The sequence below is a fragment of the Pedobacter sp. PLR genome (genome assembly GCF_026239675.1).
Taxonomy (GTDB): Bacteria; Bacteroidota; Bacteroidia; order Sphingobacteriales; family Sphingobacteriaceae; genus Pedobacter.
The window spans coordinates 338128-364032 of record NZ_JAPIVQ010000004.1; the positions used below are offsets into that span (position 1 = coordinate 338128).

21 protein-coding genes are annotated in these 25905 nt (G+C 42.2%); 18 read left to right on the top strand and 3 right to left on the bottom strand.

The window, feature by feature from the left end; genetic code table 11:
• Window position 1: 1 nt before the first annotated feature.
• The 7 genes from OQX61_RS12065 to OQX61_RS12095 are packed head-to-tail and all read left to right on the top strand — an operon-like array spanning window position 2 to window position 10991.
• Complete coding sequence (locus OQX61_RS12065; RefSeq protein ID WP_265841938.1) at window positions 2–3403, top strand: SusC/RagA family TonB-linked outer membrane protein; 3402 nt, start codon at window positions 2–4, stop codon at window positions 3401–3403.
• Between the two features lie 18 nt (window positions 3404–3421).
• Window positions 3422–4984: a SusD/RagB family nutrient-binding outer membrane lipoprotein gene (locus tag OQX61_RS12070; protein ID WP_265841940.1), complete on the top strand. Its 1563-nt coding sequence runs from the start codon at window positions 3422–3424 to the stop codon at window positions 4982–4984.
• Window positions 4985–5037: 53 nt separating this feature from the next.
• A complete protein-coding gene (eat, locus tag OQX61_RS12075) occupies window positions 5038–6354 on the top strand; it encodes an ethanolamine permease (protein WP_265841942.1) in 1317 nt (438 codons plus the stop codon).
• Window positions 6351–7709, top strand: a complete 1359-nt coding sequence (locus tag OQX61_RS12080) for a glutamine synthetase family protein (RefSeq protein WP_265841944.1) — start codon at window positions 6351–6353, stop codon at window positions 7707–7709. Before eat ends, OQX61_RS12080 begins: the two co-directional genes overlap by 4 nt.
• 11 nt (window positions 7710–7720) lie before the next feature.
• Window positions 7721–8869 (top strand): iron-containing alcohol dehydrogenase, encoded by a 1149-nt coding sequence (locus OQX61_RS12085; protein WP_265841946.1) that lies wholly within the window; start codon window positions 7721–7723, stop codon window positions 8867–8869.
• A gap of 44 nt (window positions 8870–8913) precedes the next feature.
• Entirely contained in the window at window positions 8914–9630 is a 717-nt protein-coding gene (locus tag OQX61_RS12090; RefSeq protein WP_265841948.1) for a gamma-glutamyl-gamma-aminobutyrate hydrolase family protein, read from the top strand.
• Window positions 9627–10991: an aldehyde dehydrogenase family protein gene (locus OQX61_RS12095; protein ID WP_265841950.1), complete on the top strand. Its 1365-nt coding sequence runs from the start codon at window positions 9627–9629 to the stop codon at window positions 10989–10991. The genes OQX61_RS12090 and OQX61_RS12095 overlap by 4 nt, the downstream gene beginning before the upstream one ends.
• A 100-nt stretch (window positions 10992–11091) precedes the next feature.
• Here the strand turns inward: OQX61_RS12095 and OQX61_RS12100 are convergent, their stop codons facing one another.
• Together OQX61_RS12100 and OQX61_RS12105 are read right to left on the bottom strand one after the other, a co-directional pair.
• Window positions 11092–12129 carry an Atu2307/SP_0267 family LLM class monooxygenase gene (locus OQX61_RS12100; protein ID WP_265841952.1) on the bottom strand — a complete coding sequence of 346 codons (1038 nt, stop codon included), beginning with the start codon at window positions 12127–12129 and terminating at the stop codon, window positions 11092–11094.
• Between the two features lie 153 nt (window positions 12130–12282).
• Complete coding sequence (locus OQX61_RS12105; protein WP_265841954.1) at window positions 12283–13248, bottom strand: polysaccharide deacetylase; 966 nt, start codon at window positions 13246–13248, stop codon at window positions 12283–12285.
• Between the two features lie 115 nt (window positions 13249–13363).
• Here OQX61_RS12105 and OQX61_RS12110 point away from each other — a divergent pair, with 115 nt between their 5' ends.
• The 11 genes from OQX61_RS12110 to OQX61_RS12160 all read left to right on the top strand — a co-directional run bounded on the left by OQX61_RS12110 (window position 13364) and on the right by OQX61_RS12160 (window position 25105).
• Entirely contained in the window at window positions 13364–13552 is a 189-nt protein-coding gene (locus OQX61_RS12110) for a hypothetical protein (protein ID WP_265841956.1), read from the top strand.
• A 432-nt stretch (window positions 13553–13984) separates the two neighbouring features.
• Window positions 13985–14548: a helix-turn-helix transcriptional regulator gene (locus tag OQX61_RS12115; protein ID WP_265841957.1), complete on the top strand. Its 564-nt coding sequence runs from the start codon at window positions 13985–13987 to the stop codon at window positions 14546–14548.
• Between the two features lie 76 nt (window positions 14549–14624).
• Window positions 14625–15212, top strand: a complete 588-nt coding sequence (locus OQX61_RS12120) for an AraC family transcriptional regulator (protein WP_265841958.1) — start codon at window positions 14625–14627, stop codon at window positions 15210–15212.
• A gap of 215 nt (window positions 15213–15427) precedes the next feature.
• Window positions 15428–16498: an efflux RND transporter periplasmic adaptor subunit gene (locus tag OQX61_RS12125; RefSeq protein WP_265841959.1), complete on the top strand. Its 1071-nt coding sequence runs from the start codon at window positions 15428–15430 to the stop codon at window positions 16496–16498.
• Window positions 16499–16519: 21 nt separating this feature from the next.
• On the top strand, window positions 16520–19636 hold the full coding sequence (locus OQX61_RS12130; protein WP_265841960.1) for an efflux RND transporter permease subunit: 3117 nt from the start codon (window positions 16520–16522) through the stop codon (window positions 19634–19636).
• A complete protein-coding gene (locus OQX61_RS12135) occupies window positions 19636–20979 on the top strand; it encodes a TolC family protein (RefSeq protein WP_265841962.1) in 1344 nt (447 codons plus the stop codon). Before OQX61_RS12130 ends, OQX61_RS12135 begins: the two co-directional genes overlap by 1 nt.
• A gap of 86 nt (window positions 20980–21065) precedes the next feature.
• Window positions 21066–22490: an MFS transporter gene (locus OQX61_RS12140; protein ID WP_265841964.1), complete on the top strand. Its 1425-nt coding sequence runs from the start codon at window positions 21066–21068 to the stop codon at window positions 22488–22490.
• Complete coding sequence (locus OQX61_RS12145) at window positions 22491–23555, top strand: ferredoxin--NADP reductase (protein ID WP_265841965.1); 1065 nt, start codon at window positions 22491–22493, stop codon at window positions 23553–23555.
• Window positions 23556–23635: 80 nt separating this feature from the next.
• Window positions 23636–23839 (top strand): heavy-metal-associated domain-containing protein, encoded by a 204-nt coding sequence (locus tag OQX61_RS12150; protein ID WP_265841967.1) that lies wholly within the window; start codon window positions 23636–23638, stop codon window positions 23837–23839.
• 12 nt (window positions 23840–23851) lie between these two features.
• Entirely contained in the window at window positions 23852–24304 is a 453-nt protein-coding gene (locus OQX61_RS12155; protein WP_265841969.1) for a heavy-metal-associated domain-containing protein, read from the top strand.
• 75 nt (window positions 24305–24379) lie between these two features.
• A complete protein-coding gene (locus OQX61_RS12160; protein ID WP_265841970.1) occupies window positions 24380–25105 on the top strand; it encodes a hypothetical protein in 726 nt (241 codons plus the stop codon).
• A gap of 116 nt (window positions 25106–25221) precedes the next feature.
• Here OQX61_RS12160 and OQX61_RS12165 read toward each other — a convergent pair whose 3' ends face one another.
• The gene (locus OQX61_RS12165) at window positions 25222–25629 is read right to left on the bottom strand and encodes a hypothetical protein (protein WP_265841971.1); all 408 of its coding nucleotides are present in this window, start codon (window positions 25627–25629) and stop codon (window positions 25222–25224) included.
• Between the last annotated feature and the right edge of the window lie 276 nt (window positions 25630–25905).

A 25905-nucleotide genomic window follows, 5' to 3' on the forward strand; every position in this document is an offset into this window, starting at 1 on the left:
TATGAAATTAAACTCATGTAGTAAAGTCCCTTTTATGAGGCGGCTTTGCTCAAACCAGACTTTATTGGCCATGAAACTGACCGTAATTTTAATCTTCTTCAGCTGCCTTCAGGTATCTGCAGATGGGTTCTCCCAAAAAATTACGCTTTCAAAAAGAAACACCACATTCAACGCAATTTTTGAAAGCATTAAAAAACAAAGTGGTTATACTTTCTTTTACAATAATAGACTGATCAAACAGGAAGGCCTGATTAGTGTTGAACTGGCAGATGTAAGCCTGGACGATGCATTAACACAGATCTTCAGGAACCGTCCATATTCTTATATGATCCTCAATAAAACGGTGGTGATTAAAAAGAAAGCCATGGAATTGGTTAGGATTGCTCCTTTAACTCCCGGAGCTGCGGTTGCAATGCTGCAGATCAAAGGAAAAGTAGTGGATACAGAAGGAAATCCTTTACCTGGTGCTTCAATTATTGTGAAAGGGACCAAAGAAGGTGCTTCTTCGAGTACCTCCGGTGATTTCCTGATCAATGCGAAAGCAGGAGATGTATTGGTGGTCAGGTACCTCGGCTATGCCACAAGGGAAATCACAGTGACCTCCGGTACTTCGGTAATGACAGTGGTACTGGAAGCGCAAAAACAAGACCTTTCTGAGGTTGTCGTGACCGCTTTAGGTGTAAAACGTGCTGAGAAATCATTGGGTTATGCGGTTCAAAAGATTGCAGGTGATAAAGTGCAGACCGTGAAAGGTGTTGACCTTGGAACTTCCTTAACAGGACAGGTTGCAGGTTTGGTGGTTAAAAACTCCACAGAATTTAATGCCAGGCCAACACTGCAACTTAGAGGCGAAGGTGTTTTATTGGTCATCGATGGGGTCCCTTATGGGAACATGACGCTTCGTGACGTTCCTGCTGATGATATTGAAAGCATGGATTTGTTAAAAGGTTCTACTGCTTCCGCTTTATATGGCTCACGTGCCGACGGTGGGGTTTTATTGATTACGACCAAAAAGGGTGCTGCGGGTAAAGGTTTTGCCGTTGACATCAATAGCAATACCATGTTTCAGCTGGGGTATCTGGCCGTTCCGGAAGTACAGAGTTCTTATGGCCGCGGACAAAATGGGGTGATCGACAATGATTACGTTTGGGGTCCAAAGTTAGATGTAGGTAACACTGCCAGAGACTGGAATCCGGTGACCAAACAGTTCGAGGATAATCGTCCATTGGTTTCTGTAGGAAAGGACAACCTGAAGAATTTTATGAATACGGGTATCATCACCAATAATAACATTTCCATTGCCCAGACCGGTGAAAATGGAAGTTTCAGGATTGGCTTAAACCACATTTATAATAAAGGACAGTTTCCAAATCAGAAGCTGAACATGTTTAACCTAACTTCCGGAGGGGAGATCAGGGTCAATGATAAATTTAAAATTGAAAGTCATTTTGGTCTGAGTAGGCGTAACGCTCCGCAAATATGGGGTGGTGGTTATGACTTACAGGGATACCTTTACCAATTGGTGATGTGGACTGGTACGGAGTACGATATCCGCGATTATAAAGATTATTGGGTGGTTCCAAATAAAACGCAAAACTGGATGTATACCAACTGGTATGACAATCCTTATCTGATTGCAAATGAAAAGTTAAATGGGAAAACGGAGAATACGGTTAATGCAAACGTAACTGCAAATTATAAGTTTAATGAAGATTTTAACCTGATGTTGCGTTTGGGTTATGACAACTATAACAACACAGAAACCATGCGTAATCCTACGGCGAACATCTACTCTACCAGAGGTGGATGGAATGCAAGAGGGATGTATGGGATTAATAATACCTCCGGATATAGTACCAATGATGACCTGATTTTAACCTATAAAAAGAAACTGAACAAATGGTCATTTGATGGATTGGCAGGTGGAACCATTTATTATTATGCAGATCAGGGGTTGAGATCGACTACCAAAAATGGCTTGATCTCTCCAACCTTCTTTTCATTGGCAGGTTCTATTGAACCACCAACAGTTGCGCCATACCATAAAGCCAGACAAATCAATAGTCTTTACGGACGTGCTTCCATTGGTTGGAATGATGCGATATTCTTAGATGTGACCGGTAGAAATGACTGGAATTCGGCACAACCGAAATCGTCGAGAGACTATTTTTATCCTTCTATCGGTTCCAGTGTAGTCCTTTCTGAATTGATGAAATTCCCGGCAGTAGTAGATATGTTTAAACTGCGCGGGTCATGGACGATCTTTAAAAATGCATTCGACCCTTATGCTATTAATAATGTGTATAGCACAGGTACTGCGGTATGGAATACGTTAAACTCCGGTAGTTATCCTAATTATCTGTTGGGTGAAGGCTTGTTGCCGAGTTCGCAGCGTACCTGGGAAGTTGGTGCTGTAGGTTACCTGTTTAAAAAACGCCTGCATTTCGATGTTGCCTATTTTAACAAGTATTATTATAACCGTCAAACAGATTTGGCAGGAGGAAGTAATACTGCTTTTTTACCTAATTCAAGTGGTTTCAGCATGGCAATTGTCAATACGAAAGAAACTTTTGAACGTCGTGGTGTTGAGATTACGGTAGATGGATCGGTGATTAAAGGCAGAGATTTCGAATGGTATGCAACGATGAACTGGGCACAACAACACCGCTATTATGTTGATTTGGATCCTTTATATTCTCCGGACGACCTATGGACTAAAAAAGGAGAAAGACTGGATACTTATAAAGCGGCTTATTGGCTGACAGATCCTCAGGGCAATATCATCTACAATAACGGTTCTCCGGTAAGAAGTGATTACAGTAAGAAATATGGCTATGGTGAACCTGATTTTAGCTTCGGCTTTATCAATAGTTTCAGGTATAAAAACTGGAACATGAATGTAAATATTGATGGTCGTATTGGCGGTCTGATGTACAATTATATGTATGATAAGATGTGGGATACAGGTACAAACCCTGATTCTGATAATCAGTACCGCTATGATCAGGTGGTAAACGGCAAGAATAATTATGTGGGTCAAGGAGTTAAAGTGATCTCAGGAGCGGTAGTTTTTGATAAGTACGGCCAGGTGATCAGCGATACCCGTCAGTATGCCCCTAATGATGTCCAGGTAGGCTACCAGGATCATGCACAGAAATTCAGAGGTGGTGATATGGGGATTCAAAATGAGTCTTTTGTGAAACTTCGTGAACTGTCACTGGGCTATAGTTTCGCACCAAAATTGATCAGCAAATTAGGGCTAAAGAGCGCCTCGTTCTCTGTTACAGGTCAAAACTTGTGGATGTGGACCAACTTTAAATACTCAGATCCTGATGTGGATACCGAGAATCTGAATTCACCATCACAACGTATGTTGGGTTTCAATTTTAAAGTAGGCTTCTAACCATTAAATAAAATTCATATGAAAACTATAGTTTTAAAATATATAGCAATTTTGCCGGTGTTGGCAATGATGAGTGCTGGTTGTCAGAAGTTTGAAGATATCAATTCGAATCCGGACAGAACAGCAGAAGTAAGTTCTTCTATCCTGGCTACAGGTATGATTCTGAACATTACCAGAACTGAAATTTCTGCACAGAAAGCGTTTATTCAGCCTTTTCTATTGGGTAAATACATCACCTGGGGTGAAGGTCAGGAAAACCTCCAGTATAATAAACTAGGCAGAGCAGATTTTGGCCGTCTGACGGTATTGCGTAATATTCCGCCAATGGAAAAATATGCGACAACCGAAGGTTTGAAGAAATCTTATCAGGCGCTGGGACATTTTATCAGGGCATGGCAGTTTTTTCATGCCAGTATGCAGGTAGGTGATATGCCCTATACAGACGCCATTAAAGGCGAAAGTGAAAAGGTGTTACAGCCAAAGTATGATACGCAAAAGACGGTGTTTTTAGGTATTTTAAATGAGCTGGATCAGGCCAATCAGTTGTTTTCTGAAGGTGCGAATTTTGATGGCGATCCGATTTATGCCGGTAAGACAGACAGCTGGAGAAGGTTAACCAATAGTTTTGAACTTCATGTACTGATCAATTTGTATAAAAAAACCGCTGATGCAGATTTAAAAGTAGTGGAACGCTTTAAAGATATCGTTGCCAACCGCCCTTTAATGCGCGATTATAAAGACAACTTTGCGCTGGCTTATAACAATGTTGCCGGACAAAATTACCCATGGTCTGATGTTCCGGCTGGTTCCGGGAATTCATTCGTGAAGTCTAATTACACCATGCTTTCGAATACTTTATTAGCTCCGATGAAAGCATTAAAAGATCAACGCTTATTCTATTATGCGAAACCTTCTCCGGTTAAAATTATCGCCGGATTGTTAGCCTCAGATTATAATGCTTATCCGGGTGTGGATCCTTCCGATGCTTTCTCCAGTCTTCAGACACGCAGGGTAGGAAAAGATTATGCGGATCTGAATAACCGTTATGTGCAGTTGGTCAATGCGGAAGCGGTTAGTTTGTTCAGTTACTGGGATCTGCAATTTATTTTGGCAGAAGCCAATGTGAGAGGATGGGTTACAGGTGCTGCTGCACAAACGTATTATGCTGCCGGAATTAGTAGCTCCATGAATTTTGTAGCTGCCAGTACGCCTGATTTGGCCGATTATCACCACAATATGAAAATGGATGCCGCTTACATTAATGCTTTTCCAGCTGCTGCCGGTGTGGCTTTAGCAGGTACACCAGCGCAACAGATTGAACAGATTATTACACAAAAGTATCTGGCTAATTTCTTACAGGGTGGTAAGTTTAATGCCTGGATGGAGAACAGAAGGACTGGTTTCCCCGTGTTCACATTAAATAGCAATACCAACTTAAATACGCCGACTACTAATTTCCCGTTACGCTGGTTGTATCCTGGTAATGAACTGGATTATAATGCAGCCAATGTGTCTGCCGCAATTCAGAATCAATACGGTGGAAATGATGATGTTAATCAGATCATGTGGATCTTAAAGTAAGATTTAATGTTATATTAGTAATACAGTAATTTCATGTAAATAACTACTAGCCTATGACGCCAACTAAGGGTTTAAAGAAAACACTGACTCCTTTTATGTTATGGGGTCTTGGTGTAGGTTATGTTATATCAGGCATGTATTTCGGATGGAATCTCGGCCTTGAAAAAGGTGGGACAGGAGGGATGGCGATTGCTACCCTTGTCATCATGCTGATGTATATTACGTTTACATTTAGTTACGCAGAATTGGCTTGCGCAATTCCTAAAGCAGGAGGTGTGTTTGATTATGCAAACAGAGCAATGGGCGAAAATATCGGTTTTATAGCCGGTATTGCCCAAATTGTTGAATTTATATTGGCACCGCCGGCGATTGCATTCGCCATCGGTGCCTATTTTAATGCTTTCTACCCTCAGGTACCTATTCTCACAAGTGCCATCTCCATCTATTTTATCTTTACCGCACTGAATGTTTATGGCGTGAAGGCTGCCGCATCTTTTGAGGTGATCATCACCGTTTTCGCGGTTGGTGAATTGCTGTTGTTTTCCGGACTGGCCTTGCCAAAGTTTGAAATGGTGAATCTGACACACCATGCTTTGCCTAACGGCTGGAGCGGTGTGTTTGCGGCCATCCCCTTTGCCATCTGGTTTTTTCTTGGGATTGAAGGGATCGCCAATGTGGCCGAGGAGACAAAGAATCCCCAAAGGGATATCAGCAGGGGCTTTGGATGGGCAATTTTTACACTGGCGATTTTATGTGTCCTGGTTTTTATCGGGGCAACAGGTATTGCCGGCTGGGAAGCTATCGTTTATAAAAACGGATTGAGCGGAGAGACTTCCGATTCACCGCTCCCGCTGGCATTGGCGAAGATCACAGGGAACAATCATTTGATGTATCATTTGCTGATTACAGTTGGCTTATTCGGATTGGTAGCCTCCTTTCATGGCTTGATTCTGGCTGCGGGACGTTCCACTTACGAGATGGGCCGTGTACATCATATCCCTTCTTTTTTAGGGAAAATATCTCCGCGTTTTCATACGCCGGCAAATGCCCTGATCGGGAATATGCTGATCGGTATTCTTGCCCTGCTCTCCGGAAAAACTTCTGAAATTATCATCGTTTCCGTCTTCGGTGCGCTAACGCTTTATATCATTTCCATGATCTCCATCATGATTTTAAGGAAAAGAGAACCGGAATTGCCACGCCCTTTCCGTTTGCGATTTTACCCTTTGTTTCCAATCATTGCCTTAGTAATAGCCACGATATCCATCATCGCTATGTTTATTTTTAACCCTAAACTGGGATTGATCTATTGCTCCATTTTAGTGGTTACCTTTTTATTATACAGGACTATTAAATCGGAAGATAAATGACAACAGAAGAAATTTTAGCTTATGTAAAACAACATCCCTCAGGGAAAGTGAAAATAGCCGTTGCGGATATTGATGGGGTTTTAAGGGGTAAATATATTGCAACAGAGAAGTTCCTGTCTATTCTGGGAGGGAGGCTCGGCTTTTGCGATGTGACCTTTGGATGGGATATGGGCGATGTGGCCTACGATAATGTCAAATATACCGGATGGCATACCGGTTATCCCGATGCGCAGGTGAAATTAGACCTGCAGACTTTTCGTAAGATTCCATGGGAAAATGATGTGCCGTTTTTTTTAGGTGATTTTGTTGATGAACATGGCAAGGCTTTGTATGCTTGCCCGCGGCAGTTGCTCCATAAGGTGTGTGCTGAGGCAGAAGACATGGGTTTCAAGCCATTTTTTTCTCAGGAATTTGAGTGGTTCAATTTCGCGGAGACTCCGGAGTCTGTCCATCAAAAGAATTTTCAGCAGCTGCAGCCTTTAACGCCGGGGATGTTCGGGTATTCCATCCTGCGCAGCAGTCTGAAAAATAGCTATATGAGCGATCTGTTTGAACTCCTGTGCAAATTTGGAATTCCTGTTGAAGGTTTACATACCGAAACGGGGCCCGGTGTTTATGAGGCAGCGATTAAATATGCAGGAGTAATAGAGGCGGCAGATCAGGCGGTATTGTTTAAAACAGCAGTGAAAGAGATTGCTTATCAGCATGGTATTATGGCCACTTTTATGGCTAAAATCAATGAAAATCTGCCGGGTTGCAGTGGTCATGTGCACCAGAGTTTATGGGATAAAGAGGGCAAACATAACCTGTTTTATGAGGAGCATGAGGCCTCGAATATGAGTACAGTGATGAAGGCATATATTGCCGGACAATTACATTGTCTGCCTTATATCTTGCCCATGATTGCGCCCACAATTAATAGTTATAAAAGATTGGTGGAAGGTGCCTGGGCACCGACCACGTTAACCTGGGGAATCGACAATAGAACGGTCGCCTTGAGGGCATTGCCAGGTCATTCAAAAACCACGCGTTTGGAAACGAGGGTGGTGGGCTCAGATACGAATCCCTACCTGGCGCTATCGGCTTGTCTGGCTGCCGGACTGTACGGGATCAAAAATAATCTGGTATTGGATAAAGCCATTACACAAGGAAATGGCTACAAGGATATTTCCAATGGCGTGCTCCCGGGTAGTTTAGCCGAGGCCACAAAGAAGATGAAGGAATCGCCTTTGGCTGCTACTTTATTCGGTGCTGAGTTTGTAGAACATTTCACATTGACCAGAGAATGGGAATGTAAACAGTATGCGAAGGCCGTGACGGACTGGGAAATGAAAAGATATTTTGAAATTATTTAAACCCGCTCACTATGATATTGGATAGAATACATCAGTTTAATTTTCCGACTACGATTCGTTTTGGTGTTGGTGCGATCAAGGAGTTACCAGGTTATTTAAAAGCCAATGGCTTAAGTCGGCCATTACTGGTGACCGATCCTACGGTAGCTGCCTTGCCTTTTTTTAGCGCTATAGTTGCAGATCTGGAAGCTCATCATTGCGCTGTAGTGGTTTTCAGTGAGATTCATAAAAATCCGGTGAAGAGTGATGTTTATAAAGGAACGGAGGTTTGGGACCAGAATTCAAGAGATTGTGTGATCGGAATTGGTGGTGGTGCAGCTTTAGATGTGGCCAGAGCTATCGTTTTACGGGTGAACCATCGGGAAGATTTATTCAAGTATGATGATTTGATTGGTGGTGATGTGTTTGTAACGAATGAGGTGCCCCATTTTATTACCGTTCCTACGACTTCCGGTACCGGGAGTGAAGTAGGTAGAAGTGCAATTATTTCTGATGATGAGACGCATCAAAAGAAGATTTTGTTTTCGCCGAAGCTGATGGCTAAAATTGTATTCGCAGACCCTTTGTTGACGATGGATTTACCGCCACACATTACCGCTGCGACCGGAATGGACGCACTGACTCACAATATGGAAGCTTTCCTCGCCAAAAATTACCATCCTTTATGTGATGGAATTGCACTGGAAGGGATTGGCTTGATTAGAGACTCCTTGGTAACTGCCACACTTCAGCCAGATGTGGAGAGTCGCAGTAAAATGTTATTGGCTTCTATGATGGGTGCCATCGCTTTTCAAAAGGGTTTAGGTGTGGTTCATTCTCTGGCACATCCACTTTCTTCTTTATTAGATACCCATCATGGTTTAGCGAACGCAGTGAATATTCCCTACGGAATGGCCTTTAATATTGCTGGTTTTGAGGATAGATTTGCCAGGATGGCAAGGGCACTAGGCTTGAAAGAGAAAACCGGTGAAGCAGTGGTAAATTACCTTTTTGAACTCAATGCTAAGTTGGGTATTCCCCGTCATTTGAGGGATATTGGGGTTTCAATGGAACATATTGATACCCTGGCTGATCTCGCTTTTGCAGATTTTGCACACCCAAATAACCCTAAGCCAGTGAGCCGGGAGGATTTTAAAGCCTTGTATTTAAAGGCGCTGTAGGTTTTATTGTACCAGATTTAGTAATTACAAAAATGATTTGATCCATGCGGAAAAAGATAGGAATTAGCTTTACGGAAGCTGGTTTTCAAAATTATTGGAATTGGTTTACTGCGGTTGATCTGGGGGAAGATCTGGAATTGCTGGAACTCTCTTTTGAAAAAGGAAACACGGAAGATATTGCGAAATGCGATGGTTTTGTGCTAACAGGAGGGATCGATGTGACCCCTGCCATTTCTGGCGGAGCAGAAGATTATCCTTACCGGCCAGCGCAGTTCTCCCCGGAAAGGGATGAATTTGAAAAACAGATTTATGCCTTTGCAAAAGCAGAACAATTGCCTTTATTGGGCATTTGCAGGGGAATGCAATACATCAATATTCTGGAAGGAGGCGCTGTTTTTGATGACATCGGAGAACCGGAGAATGCAATTCATAAAAAAGGAGCAATAGATAAAGTTCATGAGGTGAAGGTGATTGAAGGCTCTTTATTAGCCGGTATTACCATGGAGAATAAAGGTATCGTGAACAGTGCGCACCATCAGGCAGTAGACCCGGATCGTCTCGCTGAAAACTTAATGATCAATGCCTATTCGGTTTCAGGAAATGGCATGGTGGAAGGCTTAGAGTATAAGGATAAAAAGAACCATGGCTTTATGCTTGGGGTACAATGGCATCCGGAAAGAATGGAGGAAAAGGAAATCCAGCCTTTCTCTCAAAAGATCAAAGAACAATTTATTCAGGAAATAAGAACCCATCGAAAATGAACATTATAAATCCAGCTACTGAAGAAATCATTAAGACAGTTCAGGAAGACAGCCTTGCTTTATTGCATGAAAAATATGCGGTTCTCCGTCAGGCACAAAAAGAATGGGCAAAGAAAAGTTTAGCGGAACGATTGAGTGTTGTACAGCGCTTTTTTGACCTGTTAGGGGTAGAAACAGAAGGTTTGGCTGCGGTATTGACTGCTGAAGTGGGGAAACCAATACAGCAGTCGCGGAATGAAATTAAGGGGGCAAGAACGCGGATTTCCTGGATGATAAATAATGCGGAACGTTATTTATCTGAAGAATTGGTAACGGATACAGCAGCGCTTCAGGAGAAGATTTCTTACGAGCCTTTAGGTGTGATTTGTAATATTTCTGCCTGGAATTATCCTTATCTGGTAGGCGTAAATGTGTTTGTTCCGGCACTGATTGCCGGAAATGCTGTGCTGTATAAACCTTCTGAATATGCAACGATAACAGGACTTGAAATTGAAAGGTTATGGGAAAAGTCGGGATTACCCGATGGCATTTTTAAGGTCGCTATTGGTGGGAAGGAAACAGGGGAGGCTTTGCTGGATCTTGATTTCGATGGTTACTTTTTTACAGGTTCCTACCGCACCGGAAAATATATTTATGAAAGGGTAGCTAAGAAAATGGTGCCTTGTCAGCTCGAATTAGGAGGGAAGGATCCGTTATATGTGGCAAATGATGTGCCTGATGTGGCTGCGGTAGCCATAGGGACGGCGGATGGTGCGTTTTATAATAATGGTCAGAGTTGTTGTGCTGTGGAGCGTATTTATGTTCATGAAGATGTTTATCAAGCTTATGAAACTGCATTTTTGAAAGAAGTAGAATCCTGGAAAATAGGTTTGCCAACAGAAGAAGTCGTTTACATTGCTGCGTTAACGAGGAAGGAGCAGCTGGATGTGTTAGAGGATCAGGTACAGGATGCGTTGTCAAAAGGAGCGATACTGTTGTGCGGAGGGAAAAGAAGGCCGGGGAAGGGCTATTATTTCGAACCAACGGTATTGATCGGGGTAACCAATGAGATGAAAGTGATGCGGGAAGAAAGTTTCGGTCCGATCATAGGTATCATGAAGGTGAAAGATGATCAGGAAGCGATTGCGCTAATGAAAGACAGTGATTATGGTCTGACTGCCGCGGTATATTCTGCTGATGGGGATCGCGCTCAGCGGATTCTTGGCGATATTGATGCCGGTTCCGGATATTGGAATTGTTGTGACCGGGTAAGTGCAGGTTTGCCCTGGAGTGGCAGGAAACATTCCGGTTTTGGCGCTACGCTTTCTCATCAGGGATTACGCGCTTTTGTGAAGCCGAAAGCCTGGCATCTGAGGAAATAAGTTGCCTCCGGTATTTTGAAGGCAACTTAACGTAATTATTTATCTTCTCTGGTAGCCTTGCTTTTTGTGTAGTTTTTCATGCTGATCCAGGCAGATATGCTTAAAGTTTAGCCCTGGTTTCTTTTCTGATGACCGGGGCAATCTGAGTGCCCAGTAATTCAATGGTTTTCAATACCTGTTTGTGCGAAATAGATCCGGTTACAAGTTGCGCCAGGAATCTCGTGTTTTTGAAAAGTTCATACTGATGCATGATTTTATCAATCGCCTGTTGTGGACTTCCTACCACCAATGGCCCATCAGTACGCAGATAATCGAATTGATGTCTGCTCATCGGCGACCATCCTCTGTCTTTACCTACGCGGTTCATCAATTGCTCATAAGATGGGTAAAACTCATCGGCAGCCTGTTGTGCGTTTTCTGCTACGTAAAACTGCGAACTAATCGCCAGTTGAAGTTTAGCGGGATCATGTCCGGCTTCCTTCGCTGATTTACGGTAGAGGTTGATAAATGGTACGAATTGCTCTGGTGGGCTACCCAGGATGGCTACTGCCATAGGAAGGTTCATTTTTCCTGCCCGCTGTGCCGATGCCGGTGTGCCACCTACGCCGATCCATACCGGTATTGAAGGTTGGATGGGACGTGGATATACGCCTCTGTTTACAATAGAACTGCGGTGCTTTCCTTTCCAGGTCACGATTTCTTCCTCATTTAGCTGAAGTAATAAGGCTAGCTTTTCCGTGAAAAGTTCATCGTAATCATTCAGGTTATAACCGAATAAGGGGAATGATTCTGTAAATGATCCTCTACCCGCAATAATTTCAGCCCTTCCGTTGGAGATTAAATCTACGGTAGTAAAGTTCTGAAAAGTCCGTACGGGATCTGCCGAACTCAATACGGTTACGGAGCTTGATAATTTTATGTTTTTAGTGATGGCCGCTGCCGCAGCCATCATAATCTCAGGAGCAGAAATGACAAAATCGGAACGATGATGCTCTCCGAATGCAAAAACGTCGAGACCGACTTCGTCTGCAAGCTTTACTTCTTCTAATAATTCCTGAACCCTTTTATGCGCGTTAACTGCTTTTCCTGCTACGCGATCAGGTTGTAATTCTCCAAATGTACTGATCCCAATTTCCATGTGTCAATTTTAATGTGCTTTGCTTTTATGATTTTAATGCAGCTTGCTATTCGGTTTTTAATGCTGGCGTTGTATTTTATTGGTACTGATTTCTCCTACCCTAAGTGATAACCAAGAGGCCTGTTTTTAGTTTTAATTTATACCCTGATTTTATTATTTGAATTCATTTTCAACACTGGTTCTCAAATCATAAAGTAGCCATTGTTGCTGGTTAATGGTTGCTTTCTCAGCTACCAATAGCTTGAGGAAGTCCTTAACACCAATCGGTTCATTACCGTTGCCATGAATAAGCACAATACTTCCTGCGTGGCTCTGCTGTCCTTTTGCAAGCCAGGCATCGCTTCCAATTGGAATAATACCATAGCTGGTCACTTTGTCTACTAACTTTTGATCCGATACCAAACCTGGAAACCTAAAGAATACCGAAGGTAGTAATCCCCTTTCGATCATGGCCTGTTCCATCCCTAATATTTCAAAATTAAGGTCAGTTCCCGGTTCCATCAGAAAGTTGAGCGCTAACGGAGCTTTTGGATCATAATGATGGTTATAGGTATGGTTAGTCCAGGTGATACTTAAATCTCCCGACTTTTCAAGTCCCTGTAACCAGGTGATGTCGGCGCTATGGCTTAGCATAAACTTTCCGGTGAGGGATAAGGCCACAGGAACAGGGCGCTCTTGTTTTTGAAATGCAGCGATCAATGAACTGAAAATACTTCTGTCCAATGGTTTATGGGAAGGGCATAAATCTATGGTAAGCGTAATCCCTTTTTCCTTTGGAAAGCCATGTGTAATTCCTGCATCCTGAAGGTTTAGTGATTGTTGTTGCGCCGTTTTAATGGCCTTATAATAGGGTGTTTTTTTGAGGTATGTTTCAAATTCTGGAAATGTAACCGGCCTTACTGAAATCTGTTTACTGCTTATTATTTGCGTTTCCAGGGTCTGTGGATTCACAATGAGGTAGGAGTGCTGACCTGATTCTTCAAATTGTCGTAAGACAAGTATCTTTTTTCCGCCGTAACTGCCGGTTGCAAAGTAAGTTTTGTACTGTTTTATTTCTTTTTGAGCCAGAGAAATAAGGCTACAGAACAAGAGTATCAGCGTGACGTATAATTTTATCATCTGTTGATGGTATAGAATTATGATTAAGATAGCGATATTTGCCAGATATCAGGCTTAGCTATGGGAATTTTAACGCCTGTTTTACCAGAACCATTGTCAAACAAAAGAACACATCATGACGGAAATTGAATTTTTAGATTATTGCAAAGCCCAGGTTAGCGGGGAACTTAAAGAAGAAGATATTGTATTAATGCTGACTGCCTGGGGGAAAATTAAATATTCTATCGGATACAATCAGGCATTGAAAGATAGTGATACTGAGCTGGATAGTTCAGTGAATGATGTTAATCAGGAAGAAGAGTAAATTCTTAGCATTTCGTAATTATGATTTTACATCAATCTCTTTTAATTATTGGCACTATTTCTATTGTGAAATTAGTGCTTTATCCAGGTTTAGTGATTGTTATGGTCATTTTCTTCAGGAAAGCTAATCAGGACAAATCAAAGTTTGGGATAAACCTCAAAAGAGTTTATTGCCCTGTATGTAAAACGAAACAGTCAATAATCAGGATACCTAAGAACAAGATGCAAATGCTTTATGGTGGAACTACTTGTCCGAAATGCCAGACTAACCTTGACAAGTATGGGGATATCATATTGTAATTCGTACAGTTATTTCCTGTTTTAACTTTCCAGGGTGTCTGAAGATTAACCGGATTTTCAGGCTGAAATTATATAAGTTTTTTCAGAAATTATGTAGTTTTTGCCCCTTATAAGTAAGCTATGTTTGCTTTAAATGAAGGTGTCAATCAAGAATATGGTATGTTGCAGGTGCATCACAGTTGTCAGACAGGGCTTTGAAAAGATGCATGTAACACCCGTCCGGGTGCTGATGGGGGAAGTTGAATTAGCAGAGGATCTCTCTATCATACAGCTTTGTTATTTAAAGAATTGGTTGTCAGAAATGGGGTTTGAGTTATTAGACGACCGTAAAATGGTGCTGGTAGAAAGAGTCAAGAATCTCATTATTGAAATTATTCATGGGGCTGATCGAGTTAATCTAACCATTAAATTATCCTACCTGATTCAGCAAAAGATCCGCATAGATTATAATTACATCAGCTCACTTTTTTCCAATATTGAAGGCATCACTATTGAGCAATATATCATTCTGCAGCGTATAGAAAGAGCCAAAGAATTTTTAGAATACAATGAACTTACGTTAAGTGAGATTGCTCATAAATTAGGTTATAGTAGTGTCCAGTATCTTTCTACTCAGTTCAAAAAAGCCACGGGTTTTACCCCTTCTCATTTTAAAAAGATAAAAGAAAATACGCGCAAGTCATTAGACAAGTTGTAAATTCTATAAACTATTCCCTAAATAGTGTAACCTCAATTTTATCCTGTGTTTTATTTTTGAGTATAAATTTTTTGTTATGAAAAAGAACAATAAGTTATTCATTAAAGGGATGGTTTGTAACCGCTGCATTACCGTGTTAAGCGATGAACTATTCAAACTCGGTTTAGATGTTTCGAGTATAAATTTGGGCGAGGTCATCTTAAAAGAGAATAACAAAACTCCTGTTGATGAAGAAACCGTAAAAGCGGTTTTACAAAAGCATGGATTTGAGCTGCTGACTGATAAGAATGAGCAATTGATCAGCCATATTAAACATGCTGTCGAACTTGGTATCAACGAACAATCTGAAACCGGAGACCCGGTAAGATTTTCAAAGCTGATTAGTGATGAATTACAAAGAGACTATGATTCCCTGAGCGCCATATTTTCCATTGCCCAGGGTAATACACTGGAAAAGTATATTATACAAAAGAGAATTGAGGAAGTAAAGGCACTTTTAGTGTATACCGATAAGTCTTTAACCGATATCGCTCATACCCTTGGCTATAGCAGTGTGGCTTATCTGTCGAGGCAATTAAAGAAAAATACGGGATTCGATTTTGCACATTACAAAAGAATCAGGCGAGACAAACTTGCCATTATGAAGAAAAGTAAGCGCGAATAATCTTAATAAGATGAAGCTTGAAAGGAAGCACTCAATCAGATAAAAAACATAAAAAAACTCTAATGCCCGGCCTTTAGCCGGGCATTTTTTTTTAAAATATTCCTCCAGAAATTCTATAACACTTAGCCGCAATAGTATAAAGCTGAGGGTAGGCTATGCCCCTAGATTTGTACCCATTAAAATAACTATTTGTTCCACCATTTATTAATCCTATCATGTTAAAAGATACAAATAAACTAAAAGTTATTTTCCTTCCTGTGCTCTGTAGCATGCTGCTGGTTGCCTGTGAGGCCAGTAAGGAAAAAACGCAAAAACCCTCTGCTGCGGCAAGTGCTGAGGCGAACAAATTAGACGTGGATGCCATCGTCGTAAATGAAGAAAACCTGAATCATGAAGAAGTCATTGTGGGCACGATGGCTCCATTCCAGGAAGTTGCTATCGTTAGTGAAATCGCACAGAAAATTATTCAGGTTGCTTTTCAGGACGGAGGATATGTCAATAAAGGCCAGTTGCTTTATAAATTAAACGATGCCGACCTGAAAGCCCGGTTAAAGGGATTGAATTCCGAGCTTCAATTAGCCCGCCTCAATGAGCAAAGGATAGCCAATCTGCTAAAAACGGAAACGGTAAATCAGCAGCAATACGATGAAACAGCGGTGAAATTACACGCGCTGGAAGCCCAACGGGAAGTACTCCAGGTAGCACTGAATAAGACCGAAATCAAGGCCCCTTTTTCAGGGAATATCGGTATTTCAAAGGTCGATCCGGGTTCTTTTGTTTCACCGGGAACGGAACTGGTGAGCCTGCAGGACCATGGTACCATTAAGATAAACTTCTCTGTACCGGAAAAGTACCTTCCACTGGTTAAAACAGGTAGTAAAATTAATTTTACAACCGCAGTTTCTGATCAGCAACAGTCAGCCAGCATTAAAGCGACTGAACCGGGCCTTAACGCCCAAAACAGGGCATTACAGGTACAGGCAATCACTGCTAATCCTGGTGGAAAGTTTCGGTCAGGTTTGTCTGTTAAGATCCATTTTTCGACCTCCGCAAAAGATGCAAAAGCGATTAATTTACCAACTGAAGCACTCATCCCAGGCGAAGCAGGATATAGTGTTTTTGTAGTTAAAAATGGCTCGGCCAAATCAATGCCGGTCAGTATTGGCAACAGAACTGAAACCGTAGCCACTATCATCTCTGGTTTAAACAATGGCGACAGTGTCATTGTGTCCAATCTTCTTCGTCTTGGCGACGGTGTGCCGGTTCAGGCTGCTGTGTCCAAATAATCTATTTCAAATATTAAAGACATGAGTTTATCATCATTAAGTATAAAAAAACCGGTTCTGGCGGGTGTGTTTTCCGCCTTTATCGTTGTTATGGGGATTGTTGGCTGGAAATACTTAGGAGTCAGGGAATATCCCCTCACAGAACCACCAGTGATCTCAGTGGTTACCTATTATCCGGGTGCGAGTCCTGATGTGATTGCTTCCAAAATTACCAAACCCATGGAAGAATCTATTGCCGAATCCAATGGCGTCAGAACAATTTCTTCTGAATCCAGGGAGCAGGTAAGTGTGATTTCTATAGAATTTAACAGAGATATCGACCTGGAAGATGCGCTGAATGATGTCCGCGATAAAGTGGCCAAATCCAGAAAACAGCTTCCTGCCGATGTAGATCCGCCTGTTGTTGAAAAGGCTTCCTCACCCGATAACCTCGTTGCCTTTTTAGAGGTAGAAAGCGATACCAAGGACATCAGGGAAGTCAGCCACCTTGCGGCTACGGTCATAAAAGACAGAATGCAGTCTATTCCAGGCGTAAACAGTGTTGCCGTTGTTGGGGAACACAAGTATGCCATGCGACTACAGTTTGACCCGGCTAAACTGGCCGCTTATATGCTCACGCCCGAAGACATCCGACAGGCATTGTCAAGAGAGAACATTGACCTGCCTTCCGGAAGAATAGAAGGTGCAAACAATGAGCTAAGTGTACGTACCCTCGGCCGTTTAACTTCGGTGGAAGATTTCAATGAAATGATCATTAAACGCGAGGGTAATACCGTAGTTCGCTTAAAAGATATTGGATCTGCGAAACTGGGAGAAGAAAACGAACGAACTGCAATTATCAATGAAACCGGCAATTTAAACCGTGTTGGTGTCGGCATTGCCGTCCAGATTCAAAGGGGTGCTAACGCGATTAAGGTCGTGGATGAATTTCATACCAGATTAGATCAGTTACGTAAAGAAGTTCCCAAAGAGTATCGTCTGATTGTTGGTTTCGATTTCACCAGCCCTGTGCGTAAATCCATTAAGGAAGTAGAAGAAACTCTTTTTATAGCCTTCGGTTTAGTGGTGCTGATTATCTTTCTTTTCCTCCGCGACTGGCGTTCTACCATTATCCCGGTACTGGCCATTCCGGTTTCCATCCTTTCGGCATTTTTCATTATGTATGTGGCCGGATTTTCCATCAATGTACTTACCCTGCTGGGATTAGTGCTTTCGATAGGTTTGGTGGTTGATGATGCGATTGTGGTACTGGAAAATATCTATAAAAAGATCGAAGAAGGCATGTCGCCAATTCAGGCTGCTTTCAAAGGTTCTAAAGAAATTTATTTCGCGGTAATCTCTACCACCATCACCCTGGCTGCGGTATTTATGCCAATTGTTTTTATGGGTGGGATCAGTGGCCAGTTGTTTAAAGAATTTGCCATTGTGGTATCGGGTTCCGTACTGGTTTCCGCTTTTGTGGCCTTAACGCTTTCGCCAATGTTAAGTGCCTTGTTGTTGAAAAAGAACGACAAGCCAAACTGGTTGTACAGAAACACAGAGCCCTTTTTTATCCGCTTAAATAATGGTTATGCGAATTTATTAACTGCCTTTATGAAACGCCGCTGGTTAGCTCCTGTATTTTTAATCGGTACGGCCAGTCTTATTTATTTTATTGGGAAAAAGCTCCCTTCTGAGCTTGCTCCGATAGAAGACAGATCGAACATGAGTTTGATCGCTATTGCCCCGGAAGGTGTTTCTTTTGATTACATGCAAAAGAGAATGATCGAAGTCGGGAAATTTGTGAACGATTCTACGGGTAGCAGGTTGTATCAAACGTATTCTATGGTCGGTATTTCCTTTATTCCGGCGCCGGCACCAGTTAATATCGCTGTCCAGAGTATTTATCTGAACGATCCTGGAAAAGGTAAAGCTTCTACCCAGGATTTATACAATAAATACGCCATGGCATCTGGTCAGTTCAAGGGTTTTCTTTTATTCCCTTACCTGCCACCTACAATTGGTACGCGTTATGGCGGTGGTATGCCGGTACAGTACGTACTTCAGGCGCCAACATTGGATAGCCTGAACAAGGTGCTTCCGAAGTTTCTGGCTGCCGCAAGACAGAGTAAAAAGCTCATGTTCGTAGATGCCGATCTGAAAATTAATAAACCAGAATTAAAGATCAATATAGACCGGCAAAAAGCCGCCTTAATGGGCGTTTCTGTGCAGGAAATCTCAAGAGCTTTACAGCTTTCGTTCTCTGGCCAGCGTTATGGTTATTTCCTGCGATCAGACAGGCAATACGAAGTGATCGGTCAGGTAGAACGCAAGAATAGGAACGACATCAGTGATCTTCGTTCCATTTATGTTCGTTCCGCTGATCAGCAAATGATCTCTTTGGATAATCTGGTGACGATTGATGAAGGTATCAGTCCGGCTGCGATTTATCGCTATGACCAATATACTTCTGCCACTGTTTCTGCCGGATTAGCACCAGGTGTAAGTCTGGAAGCTGGTATTGAAGAGATGGCACGCATCAAAAAGGAAGTATTGAACGAAAACTTCAAAACGAGTTTAGCGGGTCAGTCCAGAGATTACGAAGAAAGTCAGGGCAATATCGCATCTACACTTATTCTGGCCCTGTTGCTGGTTTATATGATCATGGCCGCACAATTTGAAAGTCTGCGTGATCCGCTCATTATCATGCTTACCGTGCCGATGGCCGTAACAGGTGCAATCCTGAGTCTATACTGGTTTGACCAGAGTTTAAATGTGTTCAGCCAGATCGGAATCATCACCCTGGTGGGATTAATTACTAAAAATGGTATCCTGATCGTAGAATTTGCCAATCATTTGAAAGAACAAGGACTTTCAAAATATGATGCGGCGATACAAGCTGCGGTATCTCGTTTCCGTCCCATTCTGATGACCTCTCTGGCGATGATATTTGGTGCCTTGCCAATTGCCCTTACGGTGAACAGCCGTCAGTCGCTGGGAATTGTAATTGCAGGCGGATTGACCTTTGCGGGGATTCTTACCCTGTTTATTATCCCTGCGGTTTATTCTTACCTGTCAGGAACCAAGCGTAAAGAAGTGGTTGAAGAAGAAAATGAGGAAACGGAATCAGCGCATGCTGACCTATTAAAACAATTATAATGAAAAGGAAAATTTTAAATATACCACTGGCTTTGCTGCTTCTGTTTTCGGGCAAAGCTTTACATGCCCAGGAAAGAGAGTTAAGTCTTGCGGAGGCATTAGCAATGGCCGCAAAGGGCAATAAAGAACTTCAGATACAAACGCTGGAAGAGATTCGTTATAAGGAGATTACCCGGGAAACGAAGAGTCGGTTACTACCCGGTATTTCGGCAACTGCGGGCTATTCCCGTTACTTCGACCGCCAGGTAATCTTTCTTCCGGGCACATTTGCCGGCACCACTAATCCTGTCCAGGATGTTGCAGTGGGAGGGAAGAATGCTTTCAATGGGTTTTTATCCTTAAATCAGCCCGTATTTATGGAAAATGCGCGCCGCCAAAAGCAGGCCGCTGAGCTCAATGAAAAGATTCAGAAAGAAAAAACAACTGACCTGGAGAGCCGGTTGGCTTTTCAGATCTCAGCCAGTTATTTTGACCTGCTGTTAATGAACAGCCAGCTCAGTTTACAACAGCAAAGCTTGTCGCGGAATAACAGGGCCCTGGTAGATACCAGAGCATTGTTTGCGCAGGGGAGAAGCCTGAAAGTAGACACCTTGAGAAGCTATATCGCAGTTGAGAATTTAAGGTCATCGATATCCTATCTGAGAAACAACATCGAGGTCAGTGGGATTCAGTTAAAAAGGCTGATAGGTTTAAATGAGGCTGTAGAAATTAAGCCGACTGACAGTCTGAATGTGGAACAGGATCAGGCGGAATTTTATACGTTGGACCAGGCTTTAAAAACCGCTGAATTGAATCGCCATGATATCAGACTGCAAAAACTTTCTATTGAACAGCAGGAAAAGCAATTGTCTGTCAGCAAAGCAGAACGCCTGCCCCAGGCTTCTATTATAGGACAGTACCAGTTGCAGTCACAGGCTGATAACCTGAGTTTAGGAAGTTATACGGTACCCCGCACTTCATTTCTGGGATTTCAGGTTACTGTACCGATTTTTAACGGAAACCGTACCAATGCGCAGATCAATCAGGCCCGCATTAAAGTACGGCAGGAAAACATCCGGTTAAATGATGTGAAGGAAGAAATGAATGCGGAGTTGGCGGCCATCATCAGCAGGTGGAAGGAAGCCAATGCACAGCTCCATATTCAAAAAACAACGGTAGATGCGGCAGAGTTAAATTATACCATGATGAACGACCGTTATCAAAACGGATTAAGTTCCAGACTGGAGTTAACCGATGCCGAATTGGCCCTGACACAAGGTAAAATCAACTATTTACAGTCGGTATATCACCTTAAGGTGCTGTATGTTGAGTTACAGCGATCTTTGGGTTTATTAAAATTATAGGGATCCTAAAACTCTATAACATATTCCGGTAATTGTATAAAATCCCGGAGGCGGTGTTCTCTAATTTTGGCACAAATAATAAATTTATGTCAAGAAATAAAACACAACCAATTATAGAAGTGCTGCCTTACGCCAAGCGATGGGCAGCACTTTCTTTGCTATGTATGGCTCAGTTCATTGTAATTATGGATACCTCCATCATAGGGGTGGCCTTACCGGCCATCAAAACCGATCTGGGTTATTCGCAAACCGGACTTCAATGGATATTTAATGCCTACGTTATTGTTTTTGGCGGTTTCCTGCTTTTAGGTGGCCGTTTGTCCGACCTGTTTGGCTCCCGCAAGGTTTTCATGTGGGGATTTGCAATTTTAACGGCTGCTTCCCTTTTAGCTGGAGTTGCCTGGTCAGAAGCCATTTTAAATACCGGTAGAGCATTGCAGGGTCTTGGTGCTGCTTTTATCGCGCCAGCAGCATTAACGCTGGTTTTAACCAAATTTACTGACCCAAAAGAACTGAATAAAGCCCTGGGATTCTGGGGTGCTGCCGCTGCGGCAGGTGGTTCTGCCGGTGTATTCTTTGGTGGTGCGATTACGCAATGGCTTTCCTGGGAATGGGTTTTCCTGATCAATATCCCTTTGGGCCTGATCGTGCTGGCACTAAGCCCTGGTTTATTACTTAAAGGCGCAACGCGAAAAGGAAAAGTAGATGTTCTTGGCGCTGTACTGGCTACAGCAGCATTAATCCTGATGGTGTATGCTATTGTTTCTGCTGAAGCTGCGGGCTGGGCTTCGCTTCAAACCATTGGACTACTGGCTTTAGCGGTAGCGCTGTTTATCGTCTTCCTTGTCGTACAAAAAAACAAAAAGGAGCCATTGGTACCCCTATCTATTTTCAAGGTGCCTAACCTTTCAGGCGGTAATCTGGTGATGGGCCTATTGGCAGGAGCATGGATTCCACTATGGTTTTTCCTGAATCTTTATTTACAACAGGTATTGAATTATTCAGCTTTCCATAGCGGCCTTGCCTTACTGCCAATGACCTTTGCCATCATGATCCTAATGATGGGGGTTACCGGAAAGCTGGTCGCAAAATTTGGTTTTAAAAGCACCCTTATCGCTGGTTTTATAGCGCTTACGGCTTCCCTGATTCTTTTTAGTACGGTTCCCGTAGATGGATCTTTTATGGTTAACGTATTACCGGCATCGCTGTTAGGAGCACTGGGAATGTCGCTGGCCTATATTCCCGGAACGATCGCTTCCATGTCGGGCGCCAAACCGGAAGAAACCGGACTGGCTTCTGGCCTGGTGAATACCAGTTATCAGATTGGTTCGGCGATGGGACTTGCGATTATCGTCGCGATTATAGCCTCAAAAACGGATATGGTACAGGCCGGGGGGACAGCAGATATAAGTCTATTGAATGAAAGTTTCCGTACTGCATTTAAATCTGCGGCTGTAGTAAGTGGCTTAGGCGCATTAATCGCTGTTTTTTCCATCAAGACATTCAAATAAATGAAAAGGTATAAAATGATCTGGCCATGCCATAAAGTGATCAGGGAGACAAAAGATGCGGTAACCCTTGAATTTGACATATCAGGATCAAAATTCAAATACTTACCCGGGCAATTTATTAATATCAGCCAGGTGGTAAATGGAGAGAAAATAACCCGTTCCTATTCTTTGTCGTCCTCACCAGATCTTGACCCTTATCCTGCCATCACTGTAAAACGGGTAAAAGATGGACTGCTGAGTAATTACCTCGTTGATAATGCGGAGCAAATCCGCGAATTGGAAATAGAAGGGCCTTACGGTTCATTTGTTGCGCTTAAAAGCAGTTATCAATGTAAGGATGTGGTGTTATTATCAGGGGGAAGTGGCGTAACACCGCTTCTTTCTATTGCTAAGTCCTTATTAAGTAAATCACCTGAGGTTAAGGTTACCTTAATTTATGCAAACCGGAATTGGCCCGACGTGATCTTTGCAGCTGCGATTGAAGCATTAACACTTCAATATAAGGAGCGGCTAAGCCTGGTCCATTCCCTATCACAGCAGGATGGAGCAAAGCCTATGTTCACAGGAACTTTAATTGAGGATAGATTGAGCAAGTTACTGGTCAAAAAGCTATTGATGAAGGCAATTACCGGAAAACCAGCAGACAGTCAATTCTTTCTTTGCGGGCCTTCAGGGCTGATGAAAATCTATCAGGAGGCATTAGAATCTTTACATGTTCCCGAAACAGGGATTTTTATGGAACGATTTACTGAGGAGGAGGTACCTGCGGAACAGCTAAATCTGCCTGAGATCACACGCGAAGTACTGGTTCATTTTTATGAGCAAACTCATTTGATTGAAATCGCGCCGGGAGCAACGTTGTTGACTGCTGCACTAAAAGAGGGGATTGCTTTCGGGCATTCCTGTAGAGCAGGAAGTTGTGGTGCCTGTGTCGCTATATTAACTTCAGGAAAGGTTAGGATGGCTAAAAACTATGCGCTAACGAAAGAGGAAGTCGCGCAAGGCATGATTTTGCTGTGCCAGAGCTACCCTCTGACTGAGGATATTACCATCGAGTTTGATTAAAATTTCATAAAATATTGCGGCAATTGTGTAAAAGCTGTACCTGTCCCGGGAGATAACTTTGTACTATAAAACTAATGATTATGGAAACACTTAATTTAAAGATAAGCGGAATGGCAAGTGCTCATTGTGTTGGCGTAGTAAGAAATATAATAGTTAGACAAGACGGTGTAGCTATTGAAAATATCGAATTCGGACAAGCAACTGTAAGTTATAACCCGGAGAAAGTTAAACCAGAAACCATTATTCAGGAGATTGAAAAGATGGGATATAAGGTTGATCAATAAATTGTCCGGGAAATGAAACTGCTAGGTTTAGACATCAGCGACCTGAAGGATGGTTATTGCATTTCAACAGTAACACTTTCCGTATTAAAGACTCCCGGAGCATATCTGATTGCGGTACTGCCAGGTGTTATGGTCATCTCCTATGAACCCCTGTTAACCTCTGTCGAGAAAATAACCAGGGCTGTAACACGACTGGGATATAAGATTAAAAGAATAGTTCAACAAAATACATTAACACAAATATTAGCATCAATGAAAACATTAAAATTTAAAACGAACATCAAATGTTCGGGATGCCTGGCAAGAGTTTCTCCGATTCTGAATGAGGCCATAGGAGAAGACAACTGGGAAGTAGACGTGAAAACACCGGAAAAAATATTGACTGTTGTCTCCGATGAGGTGGATGAAAGCTCCATCATTTTTGCAATTAATGAAGCCGGTTTTATTGCAGACCGCTTAAATTAAAAATAGTAAATCAGAGAATAAGTTGCTCCCTGGAGCAGCTTATTCTCCAGTAATCACATTCTAAATAATAAGGATATGGAAAATAGCGAATACAATATGGAACTCAGTACTGAGCCACAACACATTGTTCCGGAACAAGAAACCAGTTTAACCTTAACGCTTCAAAAACCGGTAAAATTAGAATTGTCGCATGAACAGAAAATTCACCTGATCATCGTGAATGAAGACCTTTCGTATTTTAACCACATTCATCCGGTAGAAACTATCGCAGGTTATACGGTTAAAACAACGTTCCCTGCCAGTGGTAAATTTTATCTTTTTGCGGACTATAAGCCGGAGGGAAGTCCCCAGGTGGTTAGTAAACTGGAAGTATATGTCCCGGGTTCCGCGCCATCTCCTGCTATATATCGGGAAGAAAAACTAACTGGAAATTCAGGGGCTTATAGCATCTCTCTGATTGCGGATGAGGGTAAGTTTACAAGCGGCCACATGATGATTGATGGTATCCTGAAAAAGGATGGAGCAGAAATTGATCCGGCAACAATAGATGATTTCTTAGGAGCAAAAGCCCATGTCGTATTAATCAGCGCTGAGGATAAAGCATATATCCATGCTCATCCTGAGGTGGAAAACGGAAGGTATAAATTGCATGCTTCCTTTCCGAAACCAGGTGTTTACAGAGGCTGGATACAGTTTCAGGCCGAAGGAAGGGTACACACAACGGATTATGTGATCAACGTTGTTCAAGGACAGCATCATATTGGAGGCGGACATGCAGAAGCATTAAAAGCACATCACTAATTTTTAAACATCCCCCTCAATTTTTTTAATTACAAAGCCCTCCAGAGATACACTGCCCCCAAAAAGTTAGACACTATTTGGGGGCAGTGTAAGATGAAGGGCTTTGTGATATTTGTTTAATCGTTATTGATCAACTCTTCATCAAACAGTTCAAAAAACAGATTCTGTAATTTATGAACGTGTTGTAGTGTTTTAAAATCTCCGGTATCATCATTTGATGGTACTTGCTTATAGCAGTCATAATACTCATCTTCTGCCACATGAAATAGGAAGAAATTGAAATCCTCATGCTGAAAGTAACCACCACCATTGTCTTTAAAACCAAGTTTGTTAACCAGCCAGTCAGCGTCCAATAGGATAGGCTTAACCTGATCCTGACTGCATTCTACCATTGCAATCTCTGTTTTGTAGGCTATCTTTTGACCTGGCAGTATACCGAGTACTTCGCAAGGACTGGCGATGTCATTTAAGCCCTTAGCGTCTGTAAAAACGTAATTGCCAATTCTTAATTCGTTTAAATTCATATCTTTTTGTAAATAACTGATCTGCCTTAAAACAACAACATACTTTGAAAGTCTGAAAGTTACCAGGTAAGGCGCCTTAAGTTAGGTTTGCGAAGCTAAGGTTCTTTCTGTATACATTTGTGCCGTTAAATTGTAATTACCCATTTTAACATATTTAGCCTCTGAATTTCATTTTTTTTGACATAAGGTCAAATATCTTGTGATTGATTTGCCTGAGGTGTTCTTCTGTTTTTTATATCAAAATTATATTGTTTTTCTGAAAAAAAACCTTTGCTT

Bases quoted from the DNA above. Each gene is read 5' to 3' on its own strand.
- OQX61_RS12080 (WP_265841944.1), top strand. From the start codon at position 6,351: ATGACAACAGAAGAAATTTTAGCTTATGTAAAACAACATCCCTCAGGG.
- OQX61_RS12115 (WP_265841957.1), top strand. From the start codon at position 13,985: ATGAAGGTGTCAATCAAGAATATGGTATGTTGCAGGTGCATCACAGTT.
- OQX61_RS12105 (WP_265841954.1), bottom strand. From the start codon at position 13,248: ATGATAAAATTATACGTCACGCTGATACTCTTGTTCTGTAGCCTTATT.
- OQX61_RS12085 (WP_265841946.1), top strand. From the start codon at position 7,721: ATGATATTGGATAGAATACATCAGTTTAATTTTCCGACTACGATTCGT.
- OQX61_RS12070 (WP_265841940.1), top strand. From the start codon at position 3,422: ATGAAAACTATAGTTTTAAAATATATAGCAATTTTGCCGGTGTTGGCA.
- OQX61_RS12120 (WP_265841958.1), top strand. From the start codon at position 14,625: ATGAAAAAGAACAATAAGTTATTCATTAAAGGGATGGTTTGTAACCGC.
- eat (WP_265841942.1), top strand. From the start codon at position 5,038: ATGACGCCAACTAAGGGTTTAAAGAAAACACTGACTCCTTTTATGTTA.
- OQX61_RS12125 (WP_265841959.1), top strand. From the start codon at position 15,428: ATGTTAAAAGATACAAATAAACTAAAAGTTATTTTCCTTCCTGTGCTC.
- OQX61_RS12065 (WP_265841938.1), top strand. From the start codon at position 2: ATGAAATTAAACTCATGTAGTAAAGTCCCTTTTATGAGGCGGCTTTGC.
- OQX61_RS12150 (WP_265841967.1), top strand. From the start codon at position 23,636: ATGGAAACACTTAATTTAAAGATAAGCGGAATGGCAAGTGCTCATTGT.
- OQX61_RS12100 (WP_265841952.1), bottom strand. From the start codon at position 12,129: ATGGAAATTGGGATCAGTACATTTGGAGAATTACAACCTGATCGCGTA.
- OQX61_RS12160 (WP_265841970.1), top strand. From the start codon at position 24,380: ATGGAAAATAGCGAATACAATATGGAACTCAGTACTGAGCCACAACAC.
- OQX61_RS12130 (WP_265841960.1), top strand. From the start codon at position 16,520: ATGAGTTTATCATCATTAAGTATAAAAAAACCGGTTCTGGCGGGTGTG.
- OQX61_RS12165 (WP_265841971.1), bottom strand. From the start codon at position 25,629: ATGAATTTAAACGAATTAAGAATTGGCAATTACGTTTTTACAGACGCT.
- OQX61_RS12135 (WP_265841962.1), top strand. From the start codon at position 19,636: ATGAAAAGGAAAATTTTAAATATACCACTGGCTTTGCTGCTTCTGTTT.
- OQX61_RS12155 (WP_265841969.1), top strand. From the start codon at position 23,852: ATGAAACTGCTAGGTTTAGACATCAGCGACCTGAAGGATGGTTATTGC.
- OQX61_RS12145 (WP_265841965.1), top strand. From the start codon at position 22,491: ATGAAAAGGTATAAAATGATCTGGCCATGCCATAAAGTGATCAGGGAG.
- OQX61_RS12090 (WP_265841948.1), top strand. From the start codon at position 8,914: ATGCGGAAAAAGATAGGAATTAGCTTTACGGAAGCTGGTTTTCAAAAT.
- OQX61_RS12095 (WP_265841950.1), top strand. From the start codon at position 9,627: ATGAACATTATAAATCCAGCTACTGAAGAAATCATTAAGACAGTTCAG.
- OQX61_RS12140 (WP_265841964.1), top strand. From the start codon at position 21,066: ATGTCAAGAAATAAAACACAACCAATTATAGAAGTGCTGCCTTACGCC.
- OQX61_RS12110 (WP_265841956.1), top strand. From the start codon at position 13,364: ATGACGGAAATTGAATTTTTAGATTATTGCAAAGCCCAGGTTAGCGGG.